The sequence below is a fragment of the Mycolicibacterium lutetiense genome, from assembly GCF_017876775.1.
In the GTDB taxonomy this organism is placed as follows: Bacteria; Actinomycetota; Actinomycetes; order Mycobacteriales; family Mycobacteriaceae; genus Mycobacterium; species Mycobacterium lutetiense.
Genome location: NZ_JAGIOP010000002.1, coordinates 1,104,881 through 1,130,351 on the forward strand (window position 1 = coordinate 1,104,881; position 25,471 = coordinate 1,130,351).

22 protein-coding genes are annotated in these 25,471 nt (G+C 67.7%); 4 read left to right on the top strand and 18 right to left on the bottom strand.

Annotated elements, in window-relative coordinates; all coding sequences use genetic code 11:
- Nucleotides 1-16: 16 nt before the first annotated feature.
- The 4 genes from infB to rimP all read right to left on the bottom strand — a co-directional run bounded on the left by infB (nucleotide 17) and on the right by rimP (nucleotide 4,953).
- Complete coding sequence (gene infB / locus JOF57_RS14680; protein ID WP_209917584.1) at nucleotides 17-2,857, bottom strand: translation initiation factor IF-2; 2,841 nt, start codon at nucleotides 2,855-2,857, stop codon at nucleotides 17-19.
- 102 nt (nucleotides 2,858-2,959) lie between these two features.
- The gene (locus JOF57_RS14685; RefSeq protein WP_209917585.1) at nucleotides 2,960-3,331 is read right to left on the bottom strand and encodes a YlxR family protein; all 372 of its coding nucleotides are present in this window, start codon (nucleotides 3,329-3,331) and stop codon (nucleotides 2,960-2,962) included.
- Nucleotides 3,332-3,382: 51 nt separating this feature from the next.
- Complete coding sequence (gene nusA, locus JOF57_RS14690) at nucleotides 3,383-4,411, bottom strand: transcription termination factor NusA (protein ID WP_209917586.1); 1,029 nt, start codon at nucleotides 4,409-4,411, stop codon at nucleotides 3,383-3,385.
- On the bottom strand, nucleotides 4,408-4,953 hold the full coding sequence (gene rimP, locus JOF57_RS14695; RefSeq protein ID WP_209917587.1) for a ribosome maturation factor RimP: 546 nt from the start codon (nucleotides 4,951-4,953) through the stop codon (nucleotides 4,408-4,410). The genes nusA and rimP overlap by 4 nt, the downstream gene beginning before the upstream one ends.
- Nucleotides 4,954-5,161: 208 nt before the next feature.
- On the opposite strand from rimP, the gene JOF57_RS14700 reads away from it, so the two are divergent.
- Nucleotides 5,162-5,680, top strand: coding sequence for a hypothetical protein (locus JOF57_RS14700; RefSeq protein WP_209917589.1), 519 nt, complete (start codon nucleotides 5,162-5,164; stop codon nucleotides 5,678-5,680).
- On the top strand, nucleotides 5,677-6,171 hold the full coding sequence (locus JOF57_RS14705) for a ferritin-like domain-containing protein (protein ID WP_209917591.1): 495 nt from the start codon (nucleotides 5,677-5,679) through the stop codon (nucleotides 6,169-6,171). Before JOF57_RS14700 ends, JOF57_RS14705 begins: the two co-directional genes overlap by 4 nt.
- An 85-nt stretch (nucleotides 6,172-6,256) precedes the next feature.
- Here the strand turns inward: JOF57_RS14705 and JOF57_RS14710 are convergent, their stop codons facing one another.
- From JOF57_RS14710 to mqo, 8 genes are all read right to left on the bottom strand, one after another.
- Nucleotides 6,257-8,017, bottom strand: a complete 1,761-nt coding sequence (locus tag JOF57_RS14710) for a proline--tRNA ligase (protein WP_209917593.1) — start codon at nucleotides 8,015-8,017, stop codon at nucleotides 6,257-6,259.
- A gap of 67 nt (nucleotides 8,018-8,084) precedes the next feature.
- Nucleotides 8,085-9,605, bottom strand: coding sequence for an MFS transporter (locus JOF57_RS14715; RefSeq protein ID WP_209917595.1), 1,521 nt, complete (start codon nucleotides 9,603-9,605; stop codon nucleotides 8,085-8,087).
- A 33-nt stretch (nucleotides 9,606-9,638) separates the two neighbouring features.
- Nucleotides 9,639-10,859 (bottom strand): uroporphyrinogen-III C-methyltransferase, encoded by a 1,221-nt coding sequence (gene cobA, locus JOF57_RS14720; RefSeq protein ID WP_209917597.1) that lies wholly within the window; start codon nucleotides 10,857-10,859, stop codon nucleotides 9,639-9,641.
- A 32-nt stretch (nucleotides 10,860-10,891) separates the two neighbouring features.
- On the bottom strand, nucleotides 10,892-12,265 hold the full coding sequence (locus JOF57_RS14725) for a cobyrinic acid a,c-diamide synthase CobB (protein WP_209917598.1): 1,374 nt from the start codon (nucleotides 12,263-12,265) through the stop codon (nucleotides 10,892-10,894).
- Between the two features lie 27 nt (nucleotides 12,266-12,292).
- Nucleotides 12,293-12,907 (bottom strand): cob(I)yrinic acid a,c-diamide adenosyltransferase, encoded by a 615-nt coding sequence (gene cobO / locus JOF57_RS14730; protein ID WP_209917601.1) that lies wholly within the window; start codon nucleotides 12,905-12,907, stop codon nucleotides 12,293-12,295.
- 34 nt (nucleotides 12,908-12,941) lie between these two features.
- Nucleotides 12,942-14,831 carry a magnesium chelatase subunit D family protein gene (locus tag JOF57_RS14735; RefSeq protein WP_209917603.1) on the bottom strand — a complete coding sequence of 630 codons (1,890 nt, stop codon included), beginning with the start codon at nucleotides 14,829-14,831 and terminating at the stop codon, nucleotides 12,942-12,944.
- A gap of 19 nt (nucleotides 14,832-14,850) precedes the next feature.
- Nucleotides 14,851-15,336 carry a GNAT family N-acetyltransferase gene (locus JOF57_RS14740; RefSeq protein ID WP_209917606.1) on the bottom strand — a complete coding sequence of 162 codons (486 nt, stop codon included), beginning with the start codon at nucleotides 15,334-15,336 and terminating at the stop codon, nucleotides 14,851-14,853.
- 13 nt (nucleotides 15,337-15,349) lie between these two features.
- On the bottom strand, nucleotides 15,350-16,825 hold the full coding sequence (gene mqo / locus JOF57_RS14745; RefSeq protein ID WP_234938142.1) for a malate dehydrogenase (quinone): 1,476 nt from the start codon (nucleotides 16,823-16,825) through the stop codon (nucleotides 15,350-15,352).
- 288 nt (nucleotides 16,826-17,113) lie between these two features.
- Here mqo and JOF57_RS14750 point away from each other — a divergent pair, with 288 nt between their 5' ends.
- Nucleotides 17,114-18,142 carry an alpha/beta hydrolase gene (locus tag JOF57_RS14750; RefSeq protein WP_209917609.1) on the top strand — a complete coding sequence of 343 codons (1,029 nt, stop codon included), beginning with the start codon at nucleotides 17,114-17,116 and terminating at the stop codon, nucleotides 18,140-18,142.
- A gap of 9 nt (nucleotides 18,143-18,151) precedes the next feature.
- The gene (gene mtr, locus JOF57_RS14755; RefSeq protein WP_209917612.1) at nucleotides 18,152-19,537 is read left to right on the top strand and encodes a mycothione reductase; all 1,386 of its coding nucleotides are present in this window, start codon (nucleotides 18,152-18,154) and stop codon (nucleotides 19,535-19,537) included.
- Here the strand turns inward: mtr and nicT are convergent.
- The 6 genes from nicT to JOF57_RS14785 form a co-directional block, all read right to left on the bottom strand.
- A complete protein-coding gene (gene nicT / locus JOF57_RS14760; protein WP_209917614.1) occupies nucleotides 19,534-20,640 on the bottom strand; it encodes a Nickel transporter NicT in 1,107 nt (368 codons plus the stop codon). The genes mtr and nicT overlap by 4 nt on opposite strands.
- A 58-nt stretch (nucleotides 20,641-20,698) precedes the next feature.
- The gene (locus JOF57_RS14765; RefSeq protein ID WP_209917616.1) at nucleotides 20,699-21,028 is read right to left on the bottom strand and encodes an ArsR/SmtB family transcription factor; all 330 of its coding nucleotides are present in this window, start codon (nucleotides 21,026-21,028) and stop codon (nucleotides 20,699-20,701) included.
- A gap of 80 nt (nucleotides 21,029-21,108) precedes the next feature.
- A complete protein-coding gene (locus JOF57_RS14770; protein ID WP_209917618.1) occupies nucleotides 21,109-21,882 on the bottom strand; it encodes a 3-oxoacyl-ACP reductase in 774 nt (257 codons plus the stop codon).
- Nucleotides 21,883-23,247: an aldehyde dehydrogenase family protein gene (locus JOF57_RS14775; RefSeq protein ID WP_209917620.1), complete on the bottom strand. Its 1,365-nt coding sequence runs from the start codon at nucleotides 23,245-23,247 to the stop codon at nucleotides 21,883-21,885.
- A complete protein-coding gene (locus tag JOF57_RS14780; protein ID WP_209923369.1) occupies nucleotides 23,244-23,963 on the bottom strand; it encodes a gamma-glutamyl-gamma-aminobutyrate hydrolase family protein in 720 nt (239 codons plus the stop codon). Before JOF57_RS14780 ends, JOF57_RS14775 begins: the two co-directional genes overlap by 4 nt.
- A 34-nt stretch (nucleotides 23,964-23,997) precedes the next feature.
- Nucleotides 23,998-25,365, bottom strand: coding sequence for a glutamine synthetase family protein (locus JOF57_RS14785; RefSeq protein ID WP_209917621.1), 1,368 nt, complete (start codon nucleotides 25,363-25,365; stop codon nucleotides 23,998-24,000).
- Between the last annotated feature and the right edge of the window lie 106 nt (nucleotides 25,366-25,471).

A 25,471-nucleotide genomic window follows, 5' to 3' on the forward strand; every position in this document is an offset into this window, starting at 1 on the left:
CGTCGGTGGCCATCATCTAGGTACGTGCCTTTTCCACGAGCTCGTACGTCTCGATGACGTCGCCTTCCTTGATGTCGGAGTAGGTCAGCGTCAGACCGCACTCGTAGCCTTCGCGCACCTCGGTGGCGTCGTCCTTCTCGCGCTTGAGCGAGGACACCGTGAGGTTCTGCGCGACGACCACGTTGTCCCGCAGCAACCGGGCCTTGGCGTTACGCCGCATGATGCCCGACTGTACGAGGCAACCGGCGATGTTGCCGATCTTCGACGACCGGAAGATCGCGCGGATCTCGGCGCGGCCGAGCTCCTTCTCCTCGTAGACCGGCTTGAGCATGCCCTTGAGCGCGCTCTCGATCTCGTCGATGGCCTGGTAGATCACCGAGTAGTAGCGGATCTCCACACCCTCGCGGTTCGCCAGCTCGGTGGCCTTGCCCTCGGCACGCACGTTGAACCCGATGATGATCGCGTCCGACGCCGACGCCAGGTTGACGTTGGTCTCGGTGACGCCACCGACGCCGCGGTCGATGACGCGCAGTTCCACCTCGTCGTCGATCTGGATTCCCATCAGGGCCTCCTCGAGCGCCTCGACGGTGCCCGAGTTGTCGCCCTTGAGGATCAGGTTCAGCTGGCTGGTTTCCTTCAGTGCCGAATCCAGGTCTTCCAGGCTGATCCGCTTGCGGCTGCGTGCCGCCAGCGCGTTGCGCTTGCGCGCACTGCGCCGGTCAGCGATCTGGCGGGCGATCCGGTCCTCGTCGACAACCAACAGGTTGTCGCCGGCACCTGGCACCGACGTGAAGCCGATGACCTGCACCGGACGCGACGGCAATGCCTCGTGGACATCCTCGCCGTGTTCGTCGACCATGCGGCGCACACGGCCGTAGGCGTCGCCGGCCACCACCGAGTCGCCGACCCGCAAGGTGCCGCGCTGGATGAGCACCGTGGCGACCGGACCGCGACCGCGGTCCAGGTGCGCCTCGATCGCCACACCCTGGGCCTCCATGTCGGGGTTGGCCCGCAGGTCCAGGGAGGCATCGGCGGTCAGCAGCACCGCTTCGAGCAGGGCGTCGATATTGGTGCCCTGCTTGGCGGAGATGTCGACGAACATGGTGTCGCCACCGAAGTCCTCGGCCACCAGGTTGTACTCGGTCAGCTGGGCCCGAATCTTCTGCGGGTCAGCGCCTTCCTTGTCGATCTTGTTGACCGCGACCACGATCGGCACGTCAGCGGCCTGCGCGTGGTTGATGGCCTCCACCGTCTGCGGCATGACGCCGTCGTCGGCCGCGACCACCAGGATCGCGATGTCGGTGGCCTTCGCACCGCGGGCACGCATGGCGGTGAACGCCTCGTGACCCGGGGTGTCGATGAAGGTGATCGGCCGGACGTTGCCGTCCAGATCGACCTCGACCTGGTAGGCGCCGATGTGCTGCGTGATACCGCCGGCCTCGCCCTCGCGGACGGTGGCGTTGCGGATGGTGTCCAGCAGTCGGGTCTTGCCGTGGTCGACGTGACCCATGACTGTGACCACCGGCGGGCGGAATTCGAGATCGTCCTCGCCGCCCTCGTCCTCGCCGTAGGTGAGGTCGAAGGACTGCAGCAGTTCACGGTCCTCGTCCTCGGGCGAGACGACCTGAACCTTGAAGTTCATCTCGCTGCCGAGCAGCTCCAGGGTGTCGTCACCGACCGACTGGGTCGCGGTGACCATCTCGCCGAGGTTGAACAGTGCCTGGACCAGTGCGGCCGGGTTGGCGTCGATCTTCTCGGCGAAGTCGCTCAGCGACGCGCCGCGGGCCAGCCGGATGGTCTCGCCGTTGCCCTTGGGCAACCGGACACCACCGACGACGGGCGCCTGCATGTTCTCGTATTCGGCGCGTTTCGCCCGCTTCGACTTACGGCCACGCTTGGGAGCACCGCCGGGACGACCGAACGCACCCGCGGCACCGCCGCGCTGGCCGGGACGGCCACCGCCGCCACCACCACCGGGACGACCGCGGAATCCACCGGCCGCTGCACCACCGGCACCGGCACCTGCACCGGCGCCGCCGCCAGCGCCGCCGCCGCGGTAGTTACCGCCGCCGCCACCGGGACGAGCACCCTGACCGGCACCGCCGGGACGGGGGCCGCCACCGGGACGCGGACCGGGGCGTGGGCCGCCACGACCGGGAGCACCGGCACCCGCCGCCGGACGCGGCGGCATGTTGCCGGGCGACGGGCGTGGGCCGCCGCCGGGGCGCGGAGCGCCGGGGCGGGGCTGCGGACGCGGGGCGGGTCGTTCTACGGGCTGCTGCGTGGAGAACGGGTTGTTGCCGACACGCGGGGCCCGCGGAGCCGGCTTCGGGGCACCCGGACGCGGGCCGGGGGTGGCACCGGTGGCCGGAGCGGAACCGGGCGTCGCGTCCGGAGCGGGCGCTGCCGGGGCGCTGGGCGCAGCGGCAGCCGGTTCACTGGGCGCAGCCGGCGGCTGCGGGGCAGCCGGCTTGGGTGCGGCCGGACGGGCCGGAGCAGCCGGAGCTGCCTCGGCTGCCGGAGCCTGCGGTTCGACCGCCGGGGCCGCCGGGGCCGCGGGTGCGGCGGGCTTGGCCGGTGCCGGTTTGGCTGCCGTCGCGGGGCTTGCAGCCGGAGCGCCGGGCTTGGGTGCCGCGGGCGCTGCAGCGTTGCCCTGCGGGCGGGGCTTGTCTTCGGGCTTCTTACCGCCGGCCTTGGTGCCGAACGATTCGCGCAATCTGCGCGCTACCGGTGCCTCCACAGTGGAGGACGCCGACTTGACGAATTCGCCTTGCTCCTTGAGCTTGGCCAAGAGGTCCTTACTGGTGACACCGAGTTCCTTCGCCAACTCGTGCACACGGGCCTTACCTGCTGCCACTACATCTCCTCGTCTGGAGGCAACAGCGGTGGTAGGCGCCGCGCCTCGGGTTTAGCTATGACGCATGGTCATCGGGACTTCACGGTGTGCTCATGTTCTTCGCTACCTGTTCTGTTGCCGGGTGTCCGAGTCCTGCAAGAGCTTCGGTTGATCTTCACCGATGTTCTCGACGTACCCGGTCACCGCGGATGTATCCGGCGAACCGGCGAGTCGCAACGCTCGGACGAAAGCTCGCCGCTTCACTGCCATCTGTGCGCACTGCTGGTCGGGGTGCAGCCACGCACCACGCCCAGGCAGGCTAGCCGCGGTATCAACGGTTACGGAACTCGTCCCGTTCCCGTCGGTTACCGCAACCACTCGGAGCAACTCGGCGGCCAACTCTCGCTTCCGGCATCCGATGCAGGTCCGCACTGGTCCGACAGATGTGTCGGAGGTGCTTCGATGCGTCAGAGCCGGAGTCTCGCGCTGGATCACGGCTGAGTCTACCGCCCCGAGGCCTGTGGTCCGAAACGCCGGTCACTACTGTCAGTCGCGTACCGCCCCGGGCTGGCCATCGTGGTCCGGTTGCGGCGCCACATCGCTGCGAATATCGATCCGCCAACCGGTCAGCCGGGCCGCCAACCTGGCGTTCTGTCCTTCCTTGCCGATCGCCAGGGAAAGCTGGAAGTCCGGCACGATCACCCGCGCCGCGCGCGCAGCCTCGTCGATCACCGATACCGAGACGACCTTCGCCGGCGAAAGTGCGTTCGCGACGAACCGGGCGGGGTCCTCGTCGTAATCGATGATGTCGATCTTCTCGCCGGACAGTTCGCTCATCACATTGCGCACGCGCTGGCCCATGGGGCCGATACACGCGCCTTTCGCGTTCAGCCCGGAGACCCGCGAGGCGACCGCGATCTTGGACCGGTGGCCGGCCTCCCGGGCGACCGCCACGATCTCCACCGACCCGTCGGCGATCTCGGGTACCTCCAACGAGAACAGCTTGCGGACCAGGTTCGGGTGGGTGCGTGACAGCGTGATCAGCGGCTCACGGGCGCCTCGGGAGACGCCGACGACATAGCAACGCAGCCGGTCGCCGTGCTCGTAGCGCTCCCCCGGCACCTGCTCGGCGCTGGGGATCACCCCTTCAGATCCCTTGGTCTCGCTGCCTATCCGAACGATGACCAGGCCGCGGGCGTTGGCCCGGGCATCGCGTTGGATGACCCCGGCGACGATATCGCCCTCGTGCGCCGCGAACTCCCCGTAGGTCTTCTCGTTCTCCGCGTCACGCAACCGCTGCAAGATCACCTGACGGGCCGTCGTCGCCGCGATCCTGCCGAATCCCTCGGGCGTGTCATCCCACTCGTGCAGGACATTGCCGTCGGCGTCGGTCTGACGGGCCATCACCTTGACCACACCGGTCTTACGGTCGATGTCGATGTGCGCGTCGGGCTCATGCCCCTCGGTATGGCGATACGCGGTGAGCAACGCCGATTTGATGGTCTCGACGACCACATCGACCGTGATGCCCTTGTCGGCCTCGATGGCATGCAGCGCCGCCATGTCGATGTTCATTCGCCGGCCCCCTTCTCAGTTTCGCCCGACAGTTCCAACTCACGTCGGTTTGGAGGTGAAAATTCCACCTGGACAACAGCTTTGGCGATATCAGTAAGAGCAACCTCGCGGATGGCCAGATCGCGACCCTCCGGCACCACGACTTTGAGTACCGTGCCGTCGGTTTCCCCGACCCTGCCGGTGAACACCGAACCGTCGGTGAGCGTGACCTCGGCCTTGCGCCCGCGGGCGCGACGGAAATGCTTGGCCTGGGTCAGCGGCCGGTCCACACCCGGAGACGTGACGTCGAGCACATACGGCGTGTCGCCCTGCACAATCTCGTCGAGCAACTCAGAAGCCTTCCGCGACAACGCGGCCAGGACATCGAGATCGAGACCCTTGTCGCCGTCGGCGATCACGGTGATGCGGGGCGGACGGGTCGATGCGTCGATGACGACGTCGTCGATGTCATATCCAGCGCGCGCAAATTCGCTGCCGAGCAGCTCGATCACCTGCGTCTGCGATGGCAAGTCCGCAGACCGCAACTTTGGATCCGGTGCCACGGCGAGCTCCTCATCTTGAATTGTCTCCGACACAAATCCCAGGGCCAGCCACCTGGATCAGCCCCGGAATCGCCTATCAACGATACGCCAGGCCATCGGCAGCAACCGCCAATCGAAGTCCGGTGCGTGGCGGACGTCATCGCACCGGCACCGGGTGGCCGGTCGGCGTCGGGTCAGGCGAGTACCTGAGCAATGGCAGGATGTTCACGTGCCGAGCGCCCATGCAGACATCAGCCGGCGGCGCGTACTGCTCTCGGCCGCGGCCCTTGCCCTGCTGGGCGCCACCGCCGCCGCGTGCAGTACGACGCCTCAACCCGACGTGGACGACCTGACCGCACAGTGGGATCGGGCACGCGCCGACAGTGCGCTGGCCGCCGACGCGGCGGCCGCCCAGCCTCCGCAGGCACCGGCCACCCGGGCACTGGACACGGTGGCGACCGACCGCACCGCACACGCCAAGGCCCTCTCCGACGAGTTGACCCGGATGACGGGCACAGCCCCAGCGGGCGCCGCCACCGCCACCAGCAGCACCACCAAGGCCGCCCCTGGCGCCGCGCCAGCCGCGTCGGCGCCCAGTGTCGATGACGTGGTCGCCGCGCTCAAAGAGTCCGCCGACCGGGCCTCCGGCCTGGCCCGCAGACTGTCCGGCTATCGCGCGGGCCTGCTCGGATCCATCGCCGCCTCGTGTACCGCCGGGTACACCGTCGCGCTGGGAGGTGCGCAGTGACCTCACCGGGACCGACCTCACCAGGACCACGGTCGACCACCTCACCCGCCCGGCCCAACACGGCCGCCGATGCCGCGCTGTTCGACGCGGTGGCCGTCGAACACGGCGCCATCTACGGCTACGGGCTGGTATCGGCCCACTCGACAGCCGAGGACAACGCCCTGGTGGCCGTGGCGATGGCCGAGCACCGGGCCCGGCGTGAGGCCGCCATGGCGATGCTCATCGCACGTTCGGTGACCCCGCCACTGCCCGCAGCCGGATATCAGGTACCCACATCGGTGACCGATCCGACCGACGCCGCCAACCTCGCGATTCGCATGGAAGAAGACACGTCGGTGGCCTGGCGCGCGGTGCTCGAACAGGCGACCAGCACTGACGACCGCACCTTCGCGGTGACCGCGCTGACCCAGACGGCCGTCACCGCGGCCAAGTGGCGCGCCATCATCGATGCCTGGCCGGTGACGGTCCCTTTCCCCGGCGGCGGCGAATAGCGCTGCGCCCGTAGGTATCGCCGCGTTCCACACCAGGGCTGTGACCCGACAAGGGCCAGCAGCCCTGGTGCAGAAATCGGTGAACTCAGGAGCCGGAAATGGCCGCTGAGATCTCGGTCGCCGCGTCGTCGACGGCGATCTCGCGGTTCTCGCCGGTGAACCGGTTGCGCAGTTCCACCACACCTTCGGCGAAACCACGGCCGACCACCACGATCCACGGCATGCCCAGCAACTCGGCATCCTTGAATTTCACTCCGGGTGAGGCCTTGCGGTCGTCGAACAGCACCTCGTGGCCGAGCCGGTCCAGCGCGGCGACGAGTTCGGTCGCTCCGGTCCGCGCGGCGTCGTCCTTGTTGGCCACGACAACGTGTACGTCAAAGGGTGCGACGGCGCTCGGCCAGCGCAATCCCAGCTCGTCGTGCTGCTGCTCGGCGATCACCGCGACCATGCGAGACACCCCGATGCCGTAGGAGCCCATCGTGAGCCGCACCGGCTTGCCGTCCTCACCGAGCACGTCGGCGTTGAATGCGTCCGCGTATTTGCGGCCCAACTGGAAGATGTGGCCGATCTCGATACCGCGCGCCGACGTCAGCACGCCGGCACCGTCCGGAGACGCGTCGCCGTCACGGACCTCAGCGGCCTCGATGGTGCCGTCCGGAGTGAAGTCACGGCCGGCGACCAGGCCGACCACGTGCTTGTTCGGCGCGTCAGCACCGGTGATCCAGGCGGTGCCGTCCACCACGCGCGGATCCACCAGGTAGCGAACTCCATTGTCCAGCAGAGCCTTCGGCCCGACGTAGCCTTTGACCAGGAACGGGTTCTTGGCGAAGTCGGCTTCCTCGAGTAGGGCGAACTCAGCCGGCTCCAACCCGGCGCCCAGGCGCTTCTCGTCGACCTCACGGTCGCCGGGCACGCCGACTGCCAGCAACTCCCACTCTCCGCCGGGCTCGCGGATCTTGAGCAGGACGTTCTTCAAGGTGTCGGCAGCGGTGACCTCTCGGCCCGAGAATTGTTCCAGGTCAGCCGAATTGGCCCAGTCGACCAGGGTCGCGATGGTCGGTGCGTCCGGGGTGTCGTGCACCTGCGCCGCGGGCTGCCCCGCAATGGGCAGCGGTGCCGGTGCCCGGGTGACCACCGCTTCGACGTTGGCGGCGTACCCCGAGTCCAGGCAGCGCACGAAGGTGTCCTCACCGACCTCGCTCTCGGCCAGGAACTCCTCCGAGGCACTACCGCCCATGGCACCCGACACCGCCGACACGATCACGTAGCGCACACCCAGGCGTCCGAAGATCTTCTGGTAGGCCTCGCGGTGGGCGTGGTAGGCGTTCTTGAGGCCGTCGTCGTCGACGTCGAAGGAATACGAGTCCTTCATCACGAACTCGCGGCCGCGCAGGATGCCGGCGCGCGGCCGTGCCTCGTCGCGGTACTTCGTCTGGACCTGGTACAGGATCGCCGGGAAGTCCTTGTAAGAGGAGTACTCCCCCTTCACCGTCAGCGTGAAGATCTCCTCGTGCGTCGGCCCGAGCAGATAGTCGTTGCCGCGTCGGTCCTGCAACCGGAACAGGGTGTCGCCATATTCGGTCCACCGACTGGTGGTCTCGTAGGGGCCACGGGGCAGCAGCGCGGGCAGCAGGATCTCCTGGCCGCCGATCGCGTTCATCTCGTCCCGCACGATGTTCTCGATCCGACGGAGCACGCGCAGGCCCAGCGGCAGCCAGCTGTAGATACCAGGGCCGACCGGGCGGACATAGCCGGCCCGGATCAGCAGCTTGTGGCTGGGCACTTCGGCGTCAGCGGGGTCGTCGCGCAGAGTTCGCAGGAACAGCTCGGACATGCGGGTAATCACAGGTGACAACCTTAAGGCGTGCCCTCGGTCACGGCCCTGCCAGGTACAGATGCAGGCCCCGTCGACGTCAGTCGAGTTCGATCTCTCCGGCGTCGATGGCGTCCTTGACGTCCTGGGCGTGGGCCACCTGTTGGGAGGTATAGCCGATGAACAACGCCGCGATACCCACCAGGACCGCCACTGCGGCCACCCACAGCAACCCGTAGGTATAGCCCGCGTCGAGCGCCGCCAGCTGTGGCCCGTTCATCTCCTTGACCGGGCCGGTGATCCCACCGAGGTACAAAGTGCGCGAGGTGATCACGGCCTGGATGATGGCCAGCACCAGCGGGCCGCCCAGGCTCTGCAGCATCAGTGCAATCGCCGAGGCCGGGCCGATCCGGTCGAAGCCCACACCGGCGATCGCCGAAAGCGTCAGCGGCACCACGATCATGCCGATGCCGATGCCGCCGACCGTGATGGGCAGCACCAGGTTCGGGAAGTACGGGATGCCGGCGTGCAGCGTCGAGCCGTACAGCATCGCGCCGAGCACCAGGACGCCGCCCGCGATCACCACGATGCGCGGTTGGAAGAACCGCACGATCTGCGACGAGGCCCCGAGACCGATACCCATGCCGATCACGAAGGGAATGAAGCCGACACCTGCGCGTAGGGCGCTGTAGCCGAGGATGTCCTGCACGTACAGGCCGATCAGCACGGTCAGGGTGAAGAGCACACCACCGGCCAGGAAGATCGCCACGAACGTGGCGACCCGGTTGCGCTCGTGGAAGAGGTCGAACGGCACCACCGGGTTCTCGGCGCTGCGTTCGGCTATCAGGAATGCGATACCGCAGACGGCGGCGACCGCGCCGGAGCCCAGCGTGACCGGGGACAGCCAGCCGGTCTCCGGACCCTGGGTGAAGGCGAACACCGCGGCCGTGCAGGCCAGGGTGGCCAGCAGGGCGCCGGCAGCGTCCAGCTTCATCCGCTCGCGGTTGGTCTCTTTCAGTGACGTACGGGCCAGGTACAGCATCACCAGGCCGATCGGCACGTTGACCAGGAACGCGTACCGCCAGGAGAACTCGGTGAGGGCACCGCCGACCACCAGACCCATCACCGAACCGATGGCGGTCATGGCGCCGAACACCGCGGTGGCGGCGTTACGCGCCGGGCCCTTGGGGAAGGTGGTCGCGACGAGCGCAAGCCCGGTTGGCGAGGCGATGGCCGCGCCGACGCCCTGCAGCAGCCGGGCGATCACCAGCGTGGCCTCGTTCCAGGCAATGCCGCACAGGATCGAGGCGATGATGAACAACGCGACGCCGACGATGAAGGTGCGCTTGCGACCGATGGTGTCGCCGAGCCGTCCGCCCAGGAGCATCAGTCCGCCGAAGGTCAGGACGTAGGCGGTGATGACCCAGCTACGTCCGGCGTCGGATAGGCCGAGTTCGTCCTGGATCTGCGGCAACGCCACGATCGCGACTGTGCTGTCCATGGTGGCCAGCAGCTGCATGCCGCCGATCGCGATGACCGCGGAAAGGAAGCCCCAGGACGGGAACCAGGACGGGAGGCGGGCAGCGAGGCCCTGGCGCTCGGCGTCGTTGAGAGCCGTCATAACGGGTCACCTTACCGGAATCTTAAGAATCCTTTAACCGGCGAAGGCCGCCACGGGACCGATCACGATGATCGCGGGAGGTCGAATGCCGTCAGCGCGGATCCGCTCGGGCGCGTCACCGAGCGTGGCCCGCAGGGTGCGCTGCGCGACCGTGGTGCCGTGCTGCACCACCAGAACCGGTGTATCAGCAGGTCGGCCGCCATCCAGGAGCGCCTTGGTGAAAAGCTCGATGCGTTCGACGGCCATCAGCAGCACGATGGTGCCGGTCATCGCCGCCAGCGCATTCCAATTGACTAACGATTCGGGGTGGTCGGGCGCAACATGGCCGCTGACCACCACGAACTCGTGGGTCATGCCGCGGTGCGTGACCGGAACCCCGGCCAGTGCGGGTACGGATATGGCACTGGTCACACCGGGGACGACGGTGACCGGGACGCCGGCCTCGGTGCACGCCAAGACCTCTTCGTAGCCGCGTGCGAAGACGAACGGATCGCCGCCTTTGAGGCGGACGACGAACTTTCCGGCACGGGCCCGGTCCACCAGGATCTGGTTGATCGCGTCCTGAGCCATCGCCCGCCCGTACGGGATCTTGGCCGCGTCGATCACCTCGACGTGGGGCCCGAGTTCGGCCAGCAACTCCTGAGGGGCCAGCCGGTCGGCTACCACCACATCGGCGCGGGCCAGCAGGCGTCGTCCGCGCACGGTGATCAGCTCGGGGTCTCCGGGACCGCCGCCGACGAGGGCCACCCCCGTGGGCGCCTCCCCCGGCTCCTGGCCGGAGTCAGCGGTGAGAAGGCCGCGCTGGAGCGCTTCGTGGATCGCGGTGCGGATGGCCGCCGAGCGGCGGTGCGCACCGCCGGCGAGGACGCCCACCGACAGGCCGTCGGAGTCGAATGTCGCCGGGGTCACCGCGGACCCTTCGCGAGCCACGTCGGCACGAACGCAGAAGATGCGCCGCTCGTCGGCTTCGGCGGCGATGGCGGCATTGACCTCGGAGTCGTCGGTGGCGGCTAGTACGTACCAGGCACCGTCGAGATCCCCGGCGCGGAAGTCGCGCAGCTGCAGGGTGATCCCCGGTTCGTCGTGCGACAGCGCCTCCACGGCGGGGCTGGCGGCCCGGGCGATGACGTGTACGTCGGCGCCGTGGGCGATCAGCAGGGGCAGCCGACGTTGCGCGACGGTTCCGCCGCCGACAACGACGACCTTCTTGCCCGACAGGCGCAGGCCGACGAGGTAGGCATTCTCGGAAGTCACATTCCTCCTCGCGTCCGGATCACCCGCCGATCTTAGTGGTTGCTGCCACCGGCCCGTTGGGTCGGCACCGCCGACGTGACGAAGCGGGTGATGGCCTGCGGGTGCGCGGCGGGGTGGGTGTGCAGGTACCCGGCGTGCACTCCGCCCCGGACGATGCCGTCGCGTCGGGCTACGTTCCCGGGGCCGGCGAATGCCCAGGCGGCCGGCTGATCTTCAGCGAATTCCACTGCGGTTCGGTGGAATTCGTGGCCGGTGACCCGATCGCCTGCGGCGTGCATGCTGGAGTCGACCACCGCAACGGCGTCGCGGTAACCCAGCGTGAGGCGTTCGGTGAACCGCGCCGAACCGGCCAGCACACCGCACATGGGCACGCCGTCGAGATCGTCGACCAGATACGTCAGGCCCGCACACTCGGCATGCACCGGGGCGCCGCGAGTGGCCAGATCCCTGATCTGCTGGCGGACAAGATCGTTGGCTGACAGTTCGGCGGTGAACTGTTCGGGAAATCCCCCGGGCAGCACCAGCGCGTCCGCACCGGCGGGCAGGGGCTCCGACAGCGGGTCGAATTCGGCGACCTCCGCCCCGGCGCCGCGCAGCAGCTCGGCGTGCTCGGCGTAGCTGAAGCTGAACGCCTTACCGGCGGCCAGGGCCACCGTGACATTGGTCACCGAGTCGGCGACCGGGCTCCACGGCTCGGCGGTGACGTGCGCCGCAGATGCCGACACCAGGGCCCCGAGATCGACGTGGCGGGCTACCAGCGCGGTCATCGCGGCCACCGCGTCCCGTGCCTGGCGGCCGTGCTCGACGGCGGTGATGAGACCGAGATGTCTGGACGGGACCGATAATTCGTCGGCCCGCGGAATCGCACCGAGCACCGCCACCCCGGCGTGCTCACACGCCTGGCGCAACACCGCCTCGTGCCGGTCCGAGCCGACCCGGTTGAGGATCACCCCGGCGATCCGCACCGCCGGGTCGAAGGTGACGAAGCCGTGGATCAGGGCAGCGATGCTGTGGCTCTGGCCGCGGGTGTCGACCACCAGCACCACCGGAGCCCCCAGCAGCCCGGCAACCTGGGCCGCCGAACCTCGCGGGATACCGGTCATCTGCCCTTCGATGCGGCCGTCGAACAGGCCCATGACGCCCTCAACCACCGCGATGTCGGCACCGGCGCAGCCATGGCGGTACAGCGGACCGATCAGATCCTCACCGACGAGCACCGGGTCGAGGTTGCGGCCCGGGCGGCCGGCGGCCAACGCGTGGTAGCCGGGGTCGATAAAGTCCGGGCCCACCTTGAACGGCGCAGGAGTGTGACCGGCCTGGCGTAGCGCACCGACCAATCCCGTTGCCACCGTGGTCTTGCCGCTGCCCGACGCCGGTGCAGCGATCACCACCGCCGGGGTGGTCACCTGTGCACGACCCTCACCACGCCCCGCCTACCATTCGATGCCCTTCTGGCCCTTACGGCCGGCATCCATCGGATGCTTGATCTTGGTCATCTCGGTCACCAGGTCCGCGGCGTCGATCAGGGCCTGCGGGGCATCACGCCCGGTGATCACCACATGCTGGGTTCCAGGGCGGTCGGCCAGCACCTCGATCACCTCGTTGACGTCAACCCAGCCCCACTTGAGCGGATAGGTGAACTCGTCGAGCACGTAGAAGTCATGACGTTCGTCGGCCAACCGACGTTTGATCTCGGCCCAGCCGTCAGCAGCGGCCGCCGCATGGTCGACGTCATCGCCGTGCTTGCGTGTCCAGGACCAGCCCGAGCCCATCTTGTGCCACTCGACCGGGCCGCCGGCCCCGTGCTCGTCGTGCAGACGACCGAGCTGGCCGAACACGGCCTCCTCCCCGACCTTCCACTTCGCACTCTTGACGAACTGGAACACCGCCACCGAAAAGCCCTGGTTCCAGGCCCGCAGCGCCATCCCGAAGGCCGCGGTCGACTTGCCCTTCCCCGGCCCGGTGTGCACCGCGAGCAGCGGTGCGTTTCGTCGCGCCTTGGTCGTGAGGCCGTCGTCGGGAACGGTCACTGGCTGTCCCTGTGGCATGAGCGGTCCTTCCTGCGCAGTATCTCGGGCCGCGCTAGGCGGCGGTCTGGTGCTGGACGAGCCGGGTCAGTTCGGCTGCACGTAACTGCTCGAGCCGGACTGCCGGCGACCCCAGCTGCTCGGCCAGTTGCCCGGCCAATCCCAGTCGCACAAAAGATGTTTCACAATCGACCACCACGGCGGCGGTGCCCTCGGCCACCAACGCTGCCGCGGCCTGCCGGGTCCGGCCCAGCGGATCGGGGCCACCGGTGGCGCGACCGTCGGTGAGCACCACCACCAGGCTGCGCCTGGCGCGGTCCCGGGCCTTCTCCCGGATCACCAGGTCGCGGGCCGCCAGCAGACCCTGGGCCAACGGGGTCTTGCCTCCGGTGTCGAACCGGGCCAGCCGCCGACCGGCGATGTGCACCGAGGTGGTGGGCGGGAGCAGCACCCGCGCGTCCTGTTGGCGGAACGTGATCACCGCGACCTTGTCCCGACGTTGATAGGCGTCGCGCAGCAGCGACAGAGCCGCGCCGGTGACCGCCGACATGCGGTCGCGGGCGGCCATCGACCCGGAGGCGTCGACGACGAAGATCACCAGATTGCCTTCGCGGCCTTCACGTACCGCACGCCGGATGTCTTCTGGGCGGGGGCGCGGCAGGCCGGCACCCGGTTGGCTGCCTGCGGTGGCGAGCAAGGTGGCGAACATGTGCAGCCCGTGCCCGACACCGGGCTCAGCGGTGGCCGCGATGGGGGTACCGGTGCGGTTGCGTGCGCGCGAGCGGCGACCGGGCGCGCCCTCGCCGACCCCGGGAACCACCAGCGCCTTGGTCCGGAACACCGCCGACGGTGGGGCACTCGGCCGCGTTGCCGATTTCGTCGAGTCACTCTGCTTCGAATTGCCCTGCGGCCCGGCACTTTCCGAACCGGCATCGGCACCGCCACCCGGCGGGTCGAAGTCGGGGTCGAAGTCCGGATCTGGCGGCTCGCTGTCCTGTCCGGCCTGCGCGGCCGACTCCCCCGCCTGCTGCATCGCCTCTTCGAGGCGTTCGGGGTCCAGACCCGGATCATCGAACGGATCACGACGACGCCGGTGCGGCAAGGCCAGTTCAGCGGCCACCCGAATGTCCTCTTCGGCCACCGTGGTGGCACCGCGCCAGGCGGCATGGGCGACGGCGGTGCGCGCCACCACCAGATCGGCGCGCATTCCGTCGACGTCGAACGCCGCGCACAGCGCGGCGATACGCCGTAATTCGCTGTCGGGCAGGACCACCGACCCGATCGCGGCCCGGGCCGCGGTGATCCGGTCGGCCAACTCGGCATCGGCGGCCGCATAGCGATCGACGAAAGTCCGCGAGTCGGCCTCGAACGCCATCCGGGCTCGGATCACTTCGACGCGGACGTCGACGTCGCGTGAGGCAGCGACGTCCACGGTCAGACCGAATCGGTCCAGCAGCTGGGGGCGCAGCTCGCCTTCCTCGGGGTTCATGGTGCCGATCAGGACGAATCGGGACTCGTGTGAGTGCGAAATCCCGTCCCGCTCAACATGAACCCGGCCCATGGCGGCGGCGTCGAGCAGCACGTCGACCAGATGGTCGTGCAGCAGGTTGACCTCGTCGACGTACAGGACGCCGCCGTGAGCGCGGGCCAGCAGGCCCGGCGAGAAAGCATGCTCGCCGTCACGGAGTACCTTCTGCAGGTCCAGCGATCCGACCACCCGGTCCTCGGTCGCACCGATCGGCAGTTCCACCAGGCGGGCATCGTCGTCGACCGCGGACAACACGGCGGCCAGTCCGCGGACCGCGGTGGATTTCGCGGTCCCCTTCTCGCCGCGGATCAGCACACCACCGATCTCGGGGTGAACCGCGCACAGCAGCAGCGCCAGGCGCAGCCGGTCCTGCCCCACCAGCGCGCTGAAGGGATAGGGGTGGGTCTCCGCCGTCATCAGGAGGGCTCGCTCTCGGTCACATCAGCTCCTCGCGCAAGCGCTCGTCGGTGCGGCCCCCGGGCCGCGCCATCGGCACATGCGGGATCCCGTCATCAAGGAATTCGTCGCCGTCACGGACGAATCCGTGCCTGCCGTACATGTCGACCAGGTAGGTCTGGGCGTCGATACGGCACGGGTAGTCGCCGACCTCGGCCAAAGCGGCCTGCATGAGCCGGGTGGTGTGCCCGCTGCCCCGAGCGCTGCGTTTGGTGCACACCCGGCCGATCCGGAATGCCTTCTCGCCGCCGGCGTGCTCCTCCATCAACCGCAACGTCGAAATGACCTCACCGTCAGGGCTTTCCAACCAGAAATGGCGGGTCTCGGCGAGCAGATCCCGGCCGTCGAGCTCCGGATACGGAGTCGCCTGCTCCACGACGAACACCTCGACACGGAGCTTCAGCAGCTCGTAGAGCGTGGGTACGTCGAGGTCTTTGGCCCAGCTGCGGCGTAGTGCGACCGTCATCCGCCGGCCCCGGTCACGCAGTCACAGGTGCGTCCAGTAGGAGCGCCTTGCTACCCCACGCCCAAACTTCCTCGAACAGGCCGGGTTCATCGGACAGCTTGGCGCCGAGCGAGGGCACCATCTCCTTGAGCTTGGGCACCCAGCCCTGGTAACGATCGGCGAAGCAGCGCTCCAGCACGTCGAGCATGGCCGGCACCGCGGTGGACGCGCCGGGCGAGGCGCCGAGCAGACCGGCGATGCTGCCGTCGGCAGCCGTGAGCACGGTGGTGCCGAACTCCAGCACGCCGCCCGCGCCCTTGCGCCGGATCACCTGCACGCGCTGCCCGGCGATGTCGAGCTCCCAGTCGGAATCGACTGCGCTGGGCGCAAATTCGCGCAAGGTCTCGACCCGTGCGGCCTCACTCAGCAGCAGCTGGCCGACCAGGTAGTTGACCAGACCCACCTCGGTGAGTCCGACACCGAGCATGGACATGAGGTTGTTGGGCTTGACCGACAACGGCAGGTCGGTGAACTTGCCCTGCTTGAGGAACTTCGGCGTCCAGCCCGCGAACGGACCGAACAACAGCCACGACTTGCTGTTGATCACGCGGGTGTCCAGGTGCGGCACCGACATGGGTGGGGCACCCAGCGGCGGCAACCCGTACACCTTGGCCTGGTGGCCTGCGGTCAGCGCCTGGTTGTTGGTCCGCAGGAACGCGCCGCCGACCGGGAAACCGCCGAAACCGTTGGCCTCCGGGATACCCGCCTTCTGCAGCAGCGGCAGTGCACCACCGCCGGCACCGACGAACACGAACTTGGCATTGATCTTGCGCTTGAGGCCGGTGCGCCGATTGGTCACCTTGACGGTCCAGCTGCCGTCCGATTCCTTGTGCAGATTGCGCACCTCGTGGCCGAACAAGGTGTCCATCCCGCGCTGCGCGGTGTAACCGATCAGCTGGCGAGACAGCGCACCGAAGTCGACGTCGGTGCCGTGCTGCGACCAGTTCAGCCCGACCGGATCGGAGAAATCACGCTTGGCGGCCATGAACGGCAGCCGGCGGGCGAATTCGTCCTTGTCGTCGATGAACTCCATCGACGCGAACAACGGATTGCCGACCAGGGCCTCGCGACGGCGCCTGAGGTAGTCGACGTTGCCGGCGCCGTGCACGAAACTGACGTGTGGGATCGGGTTGAGGAAGCCGCGCACGTCGGGCAGCACGCCGTTCTCGGCCGCGTAGGCCCAGAACTGCCGCGACACCTGGAACTGCTCGTTGACGTTGATCGCCTTGGTGGTGTCGATCGAACCATCGGACAGCTCGGGGGTGTAGTTGAGCTCACACAGCGCCGAGTGCCCGGTGCCCGCGTTGTTCCAAGGATCGCTACTCTCGGCGGCCGCGCCGTCGAGCCGCTCGATCATGGTGATGGACCAGTCGGGCTCCAGCAGGCGGATCAAAGCGCCAAGGGTTGCGCTCATGATGCCGGCCCCAACCAGCACGACGTCCGTCTTCATGGTCGTACCCACGTTTGCCTCAGACACGCTGATCGATCGTCCTTTGTATTGCGCGCCCGACGCCGTCGACGGGCTTTCTGTTGTCCCAAGGTTATCGCGCGACGAATCGCAGTTGGCCAGGCATCGTAGTGCGATCCGTCACCCGTCCGGCCTCGTCAGCCCGATAATGACCGCCACCCACCCCCGGATCATTCGCGGCGTCCAGCAACTCCGCAGGTCCTCGGGTCGGCAACAGACTCCCCTCCTTCAACACGACGCCGGTTTCCGGTGCGCGGCTAGGCTGCAACCGTGACGTCACGGGAGCCCGCCTGGGAGCCGGATGTATTGCCGGGGTTCTGGCAGCAGACCATCGATGCAGGACCCGATCCCGATGGCGAAGGTGATCTGGTCGCCACGCTGGTGCGCCGTGGACCCGGGGACGCGGCAGGGCGATCCGCCCACGCCGTGCTGGCCTTGCACGGTTACACCGACTACTTCTTCCACACCGAACTGGCCGATCGATTCGCCGACCGCGGGTTCGCCTTCTATGCGCTGGACCTGCCCAAGTGCGGACGCTCGCGCCACGAGGGCCAGACCGCACATTTCACCACCGATCTGGCGCGGTACGACCACGAGCTGCAGCGGGCGCTGGAGGTGATCGCCGCCGACACCGGCGACGCTACGGTGTGCCTGTACGGGCACTCGGCCGGCGGTTTGATCCTCACCTTGTTCGCCGACCGGCTGCGGCGCAGTGGCGGTCTGTCCACTCATCATGTCGGCGGGCTGGTACTCAACAGTCCGTTCTTCGATCTGCACGGACCGGCGGTCCTGCGCACGGCGCCCACGTCGGCGGCCCTGATCGCCCTGGCGCGGCTACGGAAGCTGTCGGTGATCCGCAAACCCACCGAAGGGGGTTACGGCACCACGCTGCATCGCGACTACGGCGGTGAGTTCGACTACAACCTGGAGTGGAAACCGTTGGGCGGCTTCCCCGTCACGCTCGGCTGGATCAACGCGATCCGCCGTGGGCAGGCCCGCCTGCACCGCGGCCTCGACGTTGGCGTGCCGAATCTGATCCTGCGGTCAGACCGCAGTATCACCGAATCTTCCGATCCGGCAGCCATGCAACGCGGTGACGCGGTGCTGGATGTCAGTCAGATCGCCCGATGGTCCGGTTGTGTCGGTAACCGCACCACGGTCGCCCCGATCTCCGACGCCAAACACGATGTATTCCTGTCGATGGCCGACGCGCGGGAGGCGGCGTACCTCGAGTTGAACCAGTGGCTGGATTACTACCTCAGTCTGCACACCAGGCCGAGCACCACATCTTCCGGATAGGGACAGCGCATGGAGCACTACGACCTGACCATCATCGGTACCGGCTCGGGCAACAGCATTCTCGACGAGCGCTATGCCGGGATGAAGATCGCGATCTGTGAGCAGGGCACCTTCGGGGGCACCTGCCTGAACGTCGGCTGCATCCCCACCAAGATGTTCGTCTACGCCGCCGATGTGGCGGACACGGTGGCGGACTCCGCCCGGTTCGGGGTCGACGCGCACATCGACAAAGTGCGCTGGCCCGACATCGTCTCCCGGGTGTTCGGCCGAATCGACCCGATCGCGGCCGGCGGCGAGGATTACCGTCGCAATGATTCCCACATCACGGTGTACGCCAGCCACACCCGGTTCGGCCCCACAACCGCCGACGGCCGCTACACGCTGCGCACCGAGGACGGTGAAGAATTCAGCAGCGATCAGGTGGTGATCGCTGCGGGCTCACGTGCGTACATCCCGCCGGCCATCGTGGACTGCGGTGTCAAGTACTACACCAGCGACGACATCATGCGGATCCCCGAACTGCCCGAGCATCTGGTGATCGTGGGCGGCGGTTTCGTCTCGGCCGAGTTCGCCCACGTGTTCTCGGCGCTGGGAGTGCGGGTCACCATCGTGGTGCGTGGTGACTGCCTGCTCAGCCATTGCGACGAGACGATCTGCCACCGCTTCAGCGAACTGGCCGCCGAGAAGTGGGATCTGCGTAGGCATGAGAACGTGATCGGCTCCCATCAGGACGGCGACAAGGTCGTCCTCGAGCTCGACGACGGCAAGACCGTGAACGCCGACATGCTGCTGGTGGCCACCGGCCGGATTCCCAACGGGGATCTACTCGACGCCGAACTCGCCGGAGTCGAGGTGGACGAGGACGGCTTGGTGATCGTCGACGAGTACCAACGCACCACGGCGCGTGGCATTTTCGCGCTCGGCGATGTGTCATCGGACTATCAGCTCAAGCACGTGGCCAACCACGAGTCGCGGGTGGTCAAGGAGAACCTGCTGTGCGACTGGGACGACGTCGAGGCGATGGTGCGCAGCGACCACCGGTTCGTACCGTCGGCGGTGTTCACCGAACCGCAGATCGCCACGGTCGGACTGACCGAGGCACAGGCGCGGGAAGACGGGTACGACATCGTCACCAAGGTCCAGGCCTACGGCGACACCGCGTACGGCTGGGCCATGGAGGACACCACCGGCATCGCCAAGTTGATCGGTGATCGCGAGACCGGGAAGATCCTGGGCGCACACGTCATGGGCCATCAGGCATCCTCGATCATCCAGCCGCTGATCCAGGCGATGAGTTTCGGGCAGACCGCCGAAGAGGTTGCCCGTGGCCAGTATTGGATTCATCCGGCATTGCCCGAAGTGATCGAGAATGCGTTGTTGGGCCTGGTCGACTAGGCCCGCGCCGACCAGCGCTGCTCGATCCGGCCGAACCGCCAAATCCCCAGGGCCACACCCCAGCTCAGTGCGAAAAGGCCGACGATCGCGTAGCCGACGAACTCCAGGTCCGCCGACCCGACGAAGGCCAGAGGCCCCGCGGCGATATCGAGGCGCTCCACCAGCAGGCCGGTCAGCACGATCACACCGATCCCCAGAGCCACGATCACCGACAGCACCGTGACGGTCAGGTTGTAGTAGACCTTGCGAACCGGCTGCAGGAACGCCCAGCCGTAGGCCCGCGCCATGAAGATGCCGTCGACGCTGTCGAAGAGGCTCATGCCCGCCGCGAACAACACCGGCAGTACCAGCATGGCGTACCACGGGAGCGTGAAGGCCGCCGTCCCTGCCGCCAGCACCAGCAACGCCACCTGGCTGGCGGTGTCGAACCCCAGCCCCATCAGGAACCCCACCGGGTACAGGTGCCAGGGCTTGTTGACCCGCCGCATGACCCGGCCGAGCAACCTGGCCACGAATCCCCGGCTGTTGAGCTGCCGCTCAAGCTCCGCCTCGTCGAAATCGCCGGTACGCATCGCGCGGAAAACCTTGGCGATGCCCACTGCGGCAACCAAATTCGTCAGTCCGATCAAGATCAGGAATGTGCCGGCCACCAGCGAGCCGATCAACCCCAGCGTCTGAAGCGTCGCCGAGTTCTCGTCCTGGACCGGCCCCACGAGCGCCCGTACACCCAGCGCCAGCAGCAGCGCGAGCCCGAACACCACGCTGGAATGGCCCAGGGAGAACCAGAAGCCCGCCGACACCGACCGGGTGCCCTCACCGACCAGCTTTCGCGTGGTGTTGTCGATGACGGCGATGTGGTCGGCGTCGAATGCGTGCCGCACGCCAAGCAGATAGGCCGTGACGCCGAGGCCCACCCCGAACACGCCGGCCGAGCCCAGCGAGATGTGTTGGGGTGCAACACTGAAAATCAGTACACCCCAACCGATGACGTGGAGCACCAGCACCACTGAGGTGACCGCGGCAATCGACGTCCAGTCAGCGCGACCAAAACTGGTGGCCGGTCGGGGAGATCGGACGGTGGTCGGCGGTACACCGATGGTCATCGATCGAGCGTAAGACCAGCACTGTTATCTGTCCAGGTGAACAGATGAGAACGTCGCTTCAGCCGTGCCGCGCCCCGATCCAGTGCAGCAGATCATGCACGGTCTCGTCCTCAAGTCGGTAGTTGACCGTACGGCCGACCCGTGTGGAGGTGACCCACCCCTGCTCGCGGAGCACCCGCAACGCCTGGGAGACGGCGTTCTCCGAACGGCCCAGAGCCGCGGCCAGGTCACTCACACAGATGCCGGGTGCCCGGTGCAGGCCGAGCAGGATCTCCAGCCGGTGCGGGTCGGACAGCAGGTCGAAGCGCTGCGCCCATCCCGGGGTGTCGACATCGGCCAGGGCTGACGATGCGCGTTCGACCTGGACCTCTTTACCGTGCTGGTGCACAGATCAAATCTAGTCCAGAAAGCCGTGCAGTAGCGCCGACGAGCCCCCGACGGGGGCAGGCATGGCCGGCTACCCGGGTGTCACAGCGGCGTCACGTACGCGGAGCTGATGCCGCCGTCGACCAGGAACGTGGAACCCGTGATGAACGACGCGTCGTCGCTCGCCAGGAACGCCACCGCAGCGGCCAACTCCTCGGGCTCGGCGAAGCGGCCGACCGGGACGTGCACCAGGCGCCGCGCGGCACGCTCGGGATCCTTGGCGAACAACTCCTGCAGCAGCGGGGTGTTCACCGGGCCGGGGCACAGCGCGTTGACCCGGATACCCTGTCGCGCGTACTGCACCCCGAGCTCGCGCGACATCGCCAGCACTCCGCCCTTGGACGCGGTGTAGGAGATCTGGGAGGTCGCCGAACCCATCACCGCGACGAACGAAGCGGTGTTGATGATCGAGCCCCTGCCTGCCGGAACCATGTGCCGCAGCGCTGCCCGGCACGACAGGTACACCGATTTCAGGTTGATGTCCTGCACCTGCTGCCAGACCGGCAGCTCGGTGGTCTCGATCAGGTCGTCCTCGGGCGGCGAGATCCCGGCGTTGTTGAACGCGATGTCGACCGAGCCGAATGTCGCTGCTGCGGTGTCGAAGAGATGGTCGACGGCGTCCTGGTCGGATACGTCGACACCGACGAACAGCCCGTCGAGTTCCTCGGCGGCGGCCTCGCCCGCGGCCAGGTCGATGTCACCGACCACGATCGTGGCGCCCTCGGCCCGCAGCCGCCGCCCGGTGGCCAGGCCGATGCCACCGGCGCCTCCGGTGATGACGGCAACCTTGCCGGCCAGGCGTTGGGTCAGATCCATCTACAACTCCTCTACTGCGAAAAAGACATTCTTGGTTTCGGTGAAAGACAGCGGTGCGTCGGGTCCCAACTCGCGCCCCAGACCCGACTGCTTGAACCCGCCGAACGGCGTGTTGTAGCGCACCGAGGAATGTGAGTTGACGCTGAGATTGCCCGATTCCACCGCCCTCGACACCCGCATCGCGCGCGAGAGATTGTCGGTCCAAATCGAGCCGGACAAACCATAGGGGGTGTCGTTGGCGAGGGAGACGGCGTCGGCCTCGTCCTCGAACGGCAGCACCGTCACCACCGGACCGAAGATCTCGTCGGTCACCGTGCGGTCGGTGCGCTGCGGGGTCAACACCGTCGGCGGGAACCAGAACCCGGGCCCCTCGGGGGCCGAGCCCCGGAATGCCACCGGGGCACCGTCGGGAACATAGGACGACACCGATTCCCAGTGCGGACGCGACACCAACGGCCCCATCTCGGTCTCGCGCGCCGTGGGATCCCCGACAACCACGCCCTGGACCGCGGGTTCGAGCAACTCCATGAACCGGTCGTAGACGCTGCGCTGCACCAGAATCCGGCTGCGCGCACAGCAGTCCTGGCCCGCGTTGTCGAAAACCCCGTAAGGTGCGGTGGCCGCGGCCTTCGCCAGATCGCAGTCGTCGAACACGATATTGGCGCTCTTGCCGCCCAACTCCAGGGTGACGCGCTTGACCTGAGCCGCGGCCCCGGCCATCACCCGCGTCCCCACCGCGGTGGACCCGGTGAACACCACCTTGCGCACGCCGGGATGGGTGACGAACCGCTCCCCGACCACCGAACCCTTGCCGGGCAGCACCTGGAAGAGCCCGGCCGGCAAACCCGATTCGACGGCGAGTTCACCGAGCCGGATCGAGGTGAGCGGCGTCCATTCCGCGGGCTTGAGCAGCACAGCATTACCTGCGGCCAGTGCGGGTGCAAAACCCCAGGCGGCGATCGTCATCGGGAAGTTCCACGGGGTGATCAGCCCGACCGTGCCCAGCGGCTCGTTGAACGTGACGTCGAGGCCGCCGGCCACCGGGATCTGCTTGCCGCTCAACCGCTCCGGAGTGGCCGAGTAGAACTGCAGGACGTCGCGGACGTCCCCGGCCTCCCATTCGGCCTGGCCGATCGGATGCCCGGAATTGGCCACCTCCAGGGCGGCAAGCTCATCGATGTGGGCATCGACGACGGCGGCGAAGGCACGCAGTGCGGCGGCCCTATCGGCCGGCGCCAACCTGGCCCAGGCGCGTTGCGCCACGGCCGCGCGTGCCACCGCATCGTCGACGCCGGCCACGTCACAGAGTTGGACCGAGGTCAGCACCTCCTCGGTGGCCGGGTTGATGACCTGGCTGGACGTCATGAAATTCTTTCTGTCGCATAGGTTCTGGCGGCATCCACCACGGCGGTGAACAACCGCACGTCGTCGAGGCTTTCCTCCGGGTGCCATTGCACCCCCAGCACGAACGCTTCGCCGGACAGCGCCGGGTCGCGTTCGACGGCCTCGATCACGCCGTCGCTGTCGCGGGCGCTGACCACCAGGCCCTCACCGAGCCGGTCGATGGCCTGGTGGTGATAGCACTGCGCATCCGACGTCTCGCCGATCAGGGCGGCCAGCAACGTGTCGGGCACGGTGCGTACCGCCGATGTGCCGAACACCGCGTTGCCCTTCTGATGATGACTGTGCCCGATCACCTCGGGCAGGTGCTGGTGCAGGGTGCCGCCGAGCGCCGTGTTGAGGACCTGCGCCCCGCGGCACACGCCGAGCACCGGAATACCGCGTCGTAGAGCGGCTTCCAGCAGGACGAACTCCCAGGCATCGCGCTCGGTAGGCGGCTCGTTGGTGGCCGAATGGGGCTGCTGCCCATAACGTGCCGGATCCACGTCCGGGCCGCCGGTGATGACCAGCCCGTCGACGCGGTCGAGCACCCGGTCGGCGATCTCACGATCCACCGGCTGCGGCGGTAACAGCAGTGCGATACCACCGGCGCGGGTGACGCCTTCGAAATAGACCTGCGGCAGGAAACTCGCCGGCACGTCCCAGACTCCCGTCTGCGCCTGCTGCAGATAGGTCGTCATGCCGATCACCGGCCAGGCGCTCGCACCGCCCGTCTCAGAGCCGCTCAAAACCGCGAACCCTTTCCCAGTCGGTCACCGCAGAGTTGAACGCGGCCAGTTCGACCCGCGCGTTGTTCAGGTAGTGCTCGACGACGTCGTCCCCGAAGGCCGCGCGCGCCACCTCGGACTTCTCGAACAACTCGGCCGCCTCTGCCAAGGTGGTGGGCAACCGTTGCGCCTCAACGGCATAGGCGTTGCCCGGCAGCGCCTCGGGCAGTTCCAGCTCGTGATCGATGCCGTGCAGTCCCCCGGCGATCAGTGCCGACACCGCCAGATACTGGTTGACATCGCCCCCGGGCGCCCGACATTCCACCCGCATACCGGACCCGTGGCCGACCACCCGCAACGCACAGGTACGGTTGTCCAGGCCCCAGGCAATGACGGTGGGCGCAAAGCTGCCGTCGGAAAACCTCTTGTAGGAGTTGATGTTCGGCGCATGGAAAAGGGTCAGCTCGCGCAGAGTGGCCAGTTGACCGGCAATGAAACTGCGGAACATCGACGACATCCCGTGCGGCCCGGACTCGTCGGTGAATACGAGTGCCCCGTCGTCGCCGCGAAGCGAGATGTGGATGTGACAGCTGTTCCCTTCGCGCTCATCGAATTTCGCCATGAACGTCAGGCTCTTGCCGTGCTGGTCGGCAATCTCCTTTGCGCCGTTCTTGTAGATGGTGTGGTTGTCGCACGTGTTGCGGGCGTGGTCGTAGCGGAAGGCGATCTCCTGCTGACCCAGGTTGCACTCCCCCTTGACGCCCTCGCAGTACAGCCCGGCACCCTCCATGCCGAGGCGGATGTCGCGCAGCAGCGGTTCCATCCGGGTGGACGCCAGCATCGAGTAGTCGACGTTGTAGTCGCTGGCCGGTGTCAGGTCGCGATAGCCCGCCGCCCACGCCTCGCGGAATGTGTTGTCGAAGACCATGAATTCAAGCTCGGTGCCGACGTAGGGCACCAGCTTCCGCTCGGCCAGACGGTCGATCTGCCGGTTGAGGATGCTCCGCGGCGCCTGCTCGACAGGGCTACCGTCGAGCCGCGACAGGTCAGCCATCACCAGCGCGGTGCCGGGCAGCCACGGGACCACCCGCAGGGTGCTGAAATCCGCGGTCATCACCATGTCCCCGTACCCGGTGTCCCAACTCGACATCGAGTAGCCATCGACGGTGTTCATCTCGACATCGACTGCGAGCAGGTAGTTGCAGCACTCCGCGCCGTGCGCGGCAACCTGCTCCAAGAACAGCCGACCGGAAACCCGCTTGCCCGTGAGCCGGCCCTGCATATCGCAGAAGGCGACGATCACGGTGTCGATCTCACCTGCGGTCACCATCCGCTCCAGGTCGGCCTGGGCCAGCATGCCGGGGTTCTGGCTCATTGCGCTCCCTCCTGCCCGTAGCGGACTTGCCGGCCAACCCGCGGGCCAGCCGACCATTGCCTCGTCGATGACGTCACGATCGTGCACTGAACTAGCATGATTGTCA

Excerpts from the sequence above, each read along its gene's own strand:
- nusA (WP_209917586.1), bottom strand. The coding sequence starts at position 4,411 with ATGAACATCGACATGGCGGCGCTGCATGCCATCGAGGCCGACAAGGGC.
- nicT (WP_209917614.1), bottom strand. The coding sequence starts at position 20,640 with ATGACCATCGGTGTACCGCCGACCACCGTCCGATCTCCCCGACCGGCC.
- JOF57_RS14785 (WP_209917621.1), bottom strand. The coding sequence starts at position 25,365 with ATGAGCCAGAACCCCGGCATGCTGGCCCAGGCCGACCTGGAGCGGATG.
- cobO (WP_209917601.1), bottom strand. The coding sequence starts at position 12,907 with ATGCCACAGGGACAGCCAGTGACCGTTCCCGACGACGGCCTCACGACC.
- mtr (WP_209917612.1), top strand. The coding sequence starts at position 18,152 with ATGGAGCACTACGACCTGACCATCATCGGTACCGGCTCGGGCAACAGC.
- JOF57_RS14770 (WP_209917618.1), bottom strand. The coding sequence starts at position 21,882 with ATGGATCTGACCCAACGCCTGGCCGGCAAGGTTGCCGTCATCACCGGA.
- mqo (WP_234938142.1), bottom strand. The coding sequence starts at position 16,825 with ATGAAGACGGACGTCGTGCTGGTTGGGGCCGGCATCATGAGCGCAACC.
- JOF57_RS14715 (WP_209917595.1), bottom strand. The coding sequence starts at position 9,605 with ATGACGGCTCTCAACGACGCCGAGCGCCAGGGCCTCGCTGCCCGCCTC.
- JOF57_RS14780 (WP_209923369.1), bottom strand. The coding sequence starts at position 23,963 with ATGACGACCTATCTGCAGCAGGCGCAGACGGGAGTCTGGGACGTGCCG.
- JOF57_RS14740 (WP_209917606.1), bottom strand. The coding sequence starts at position 15,336 with ATGACGGTCGCACTACGCCGCAGCTGGGCCAAAGACCTCGACGTACCC.
- JOF57_RS14735 (WP_209917603.1), bottom strand. The coding sequence starts at position 14,831 with ATGACGGCGGAGACCCACCCCTATCCCTTCAGCGCGCTGGTGGGGCAG.
- JOF57_RS14775 (WP_209917620.1), bottom strand. The coding sequence starts at position 23,247 with ATGACGTCCAGCCAGGTCATCAACCCGGCCACCGAGGAGGTGCTGACC.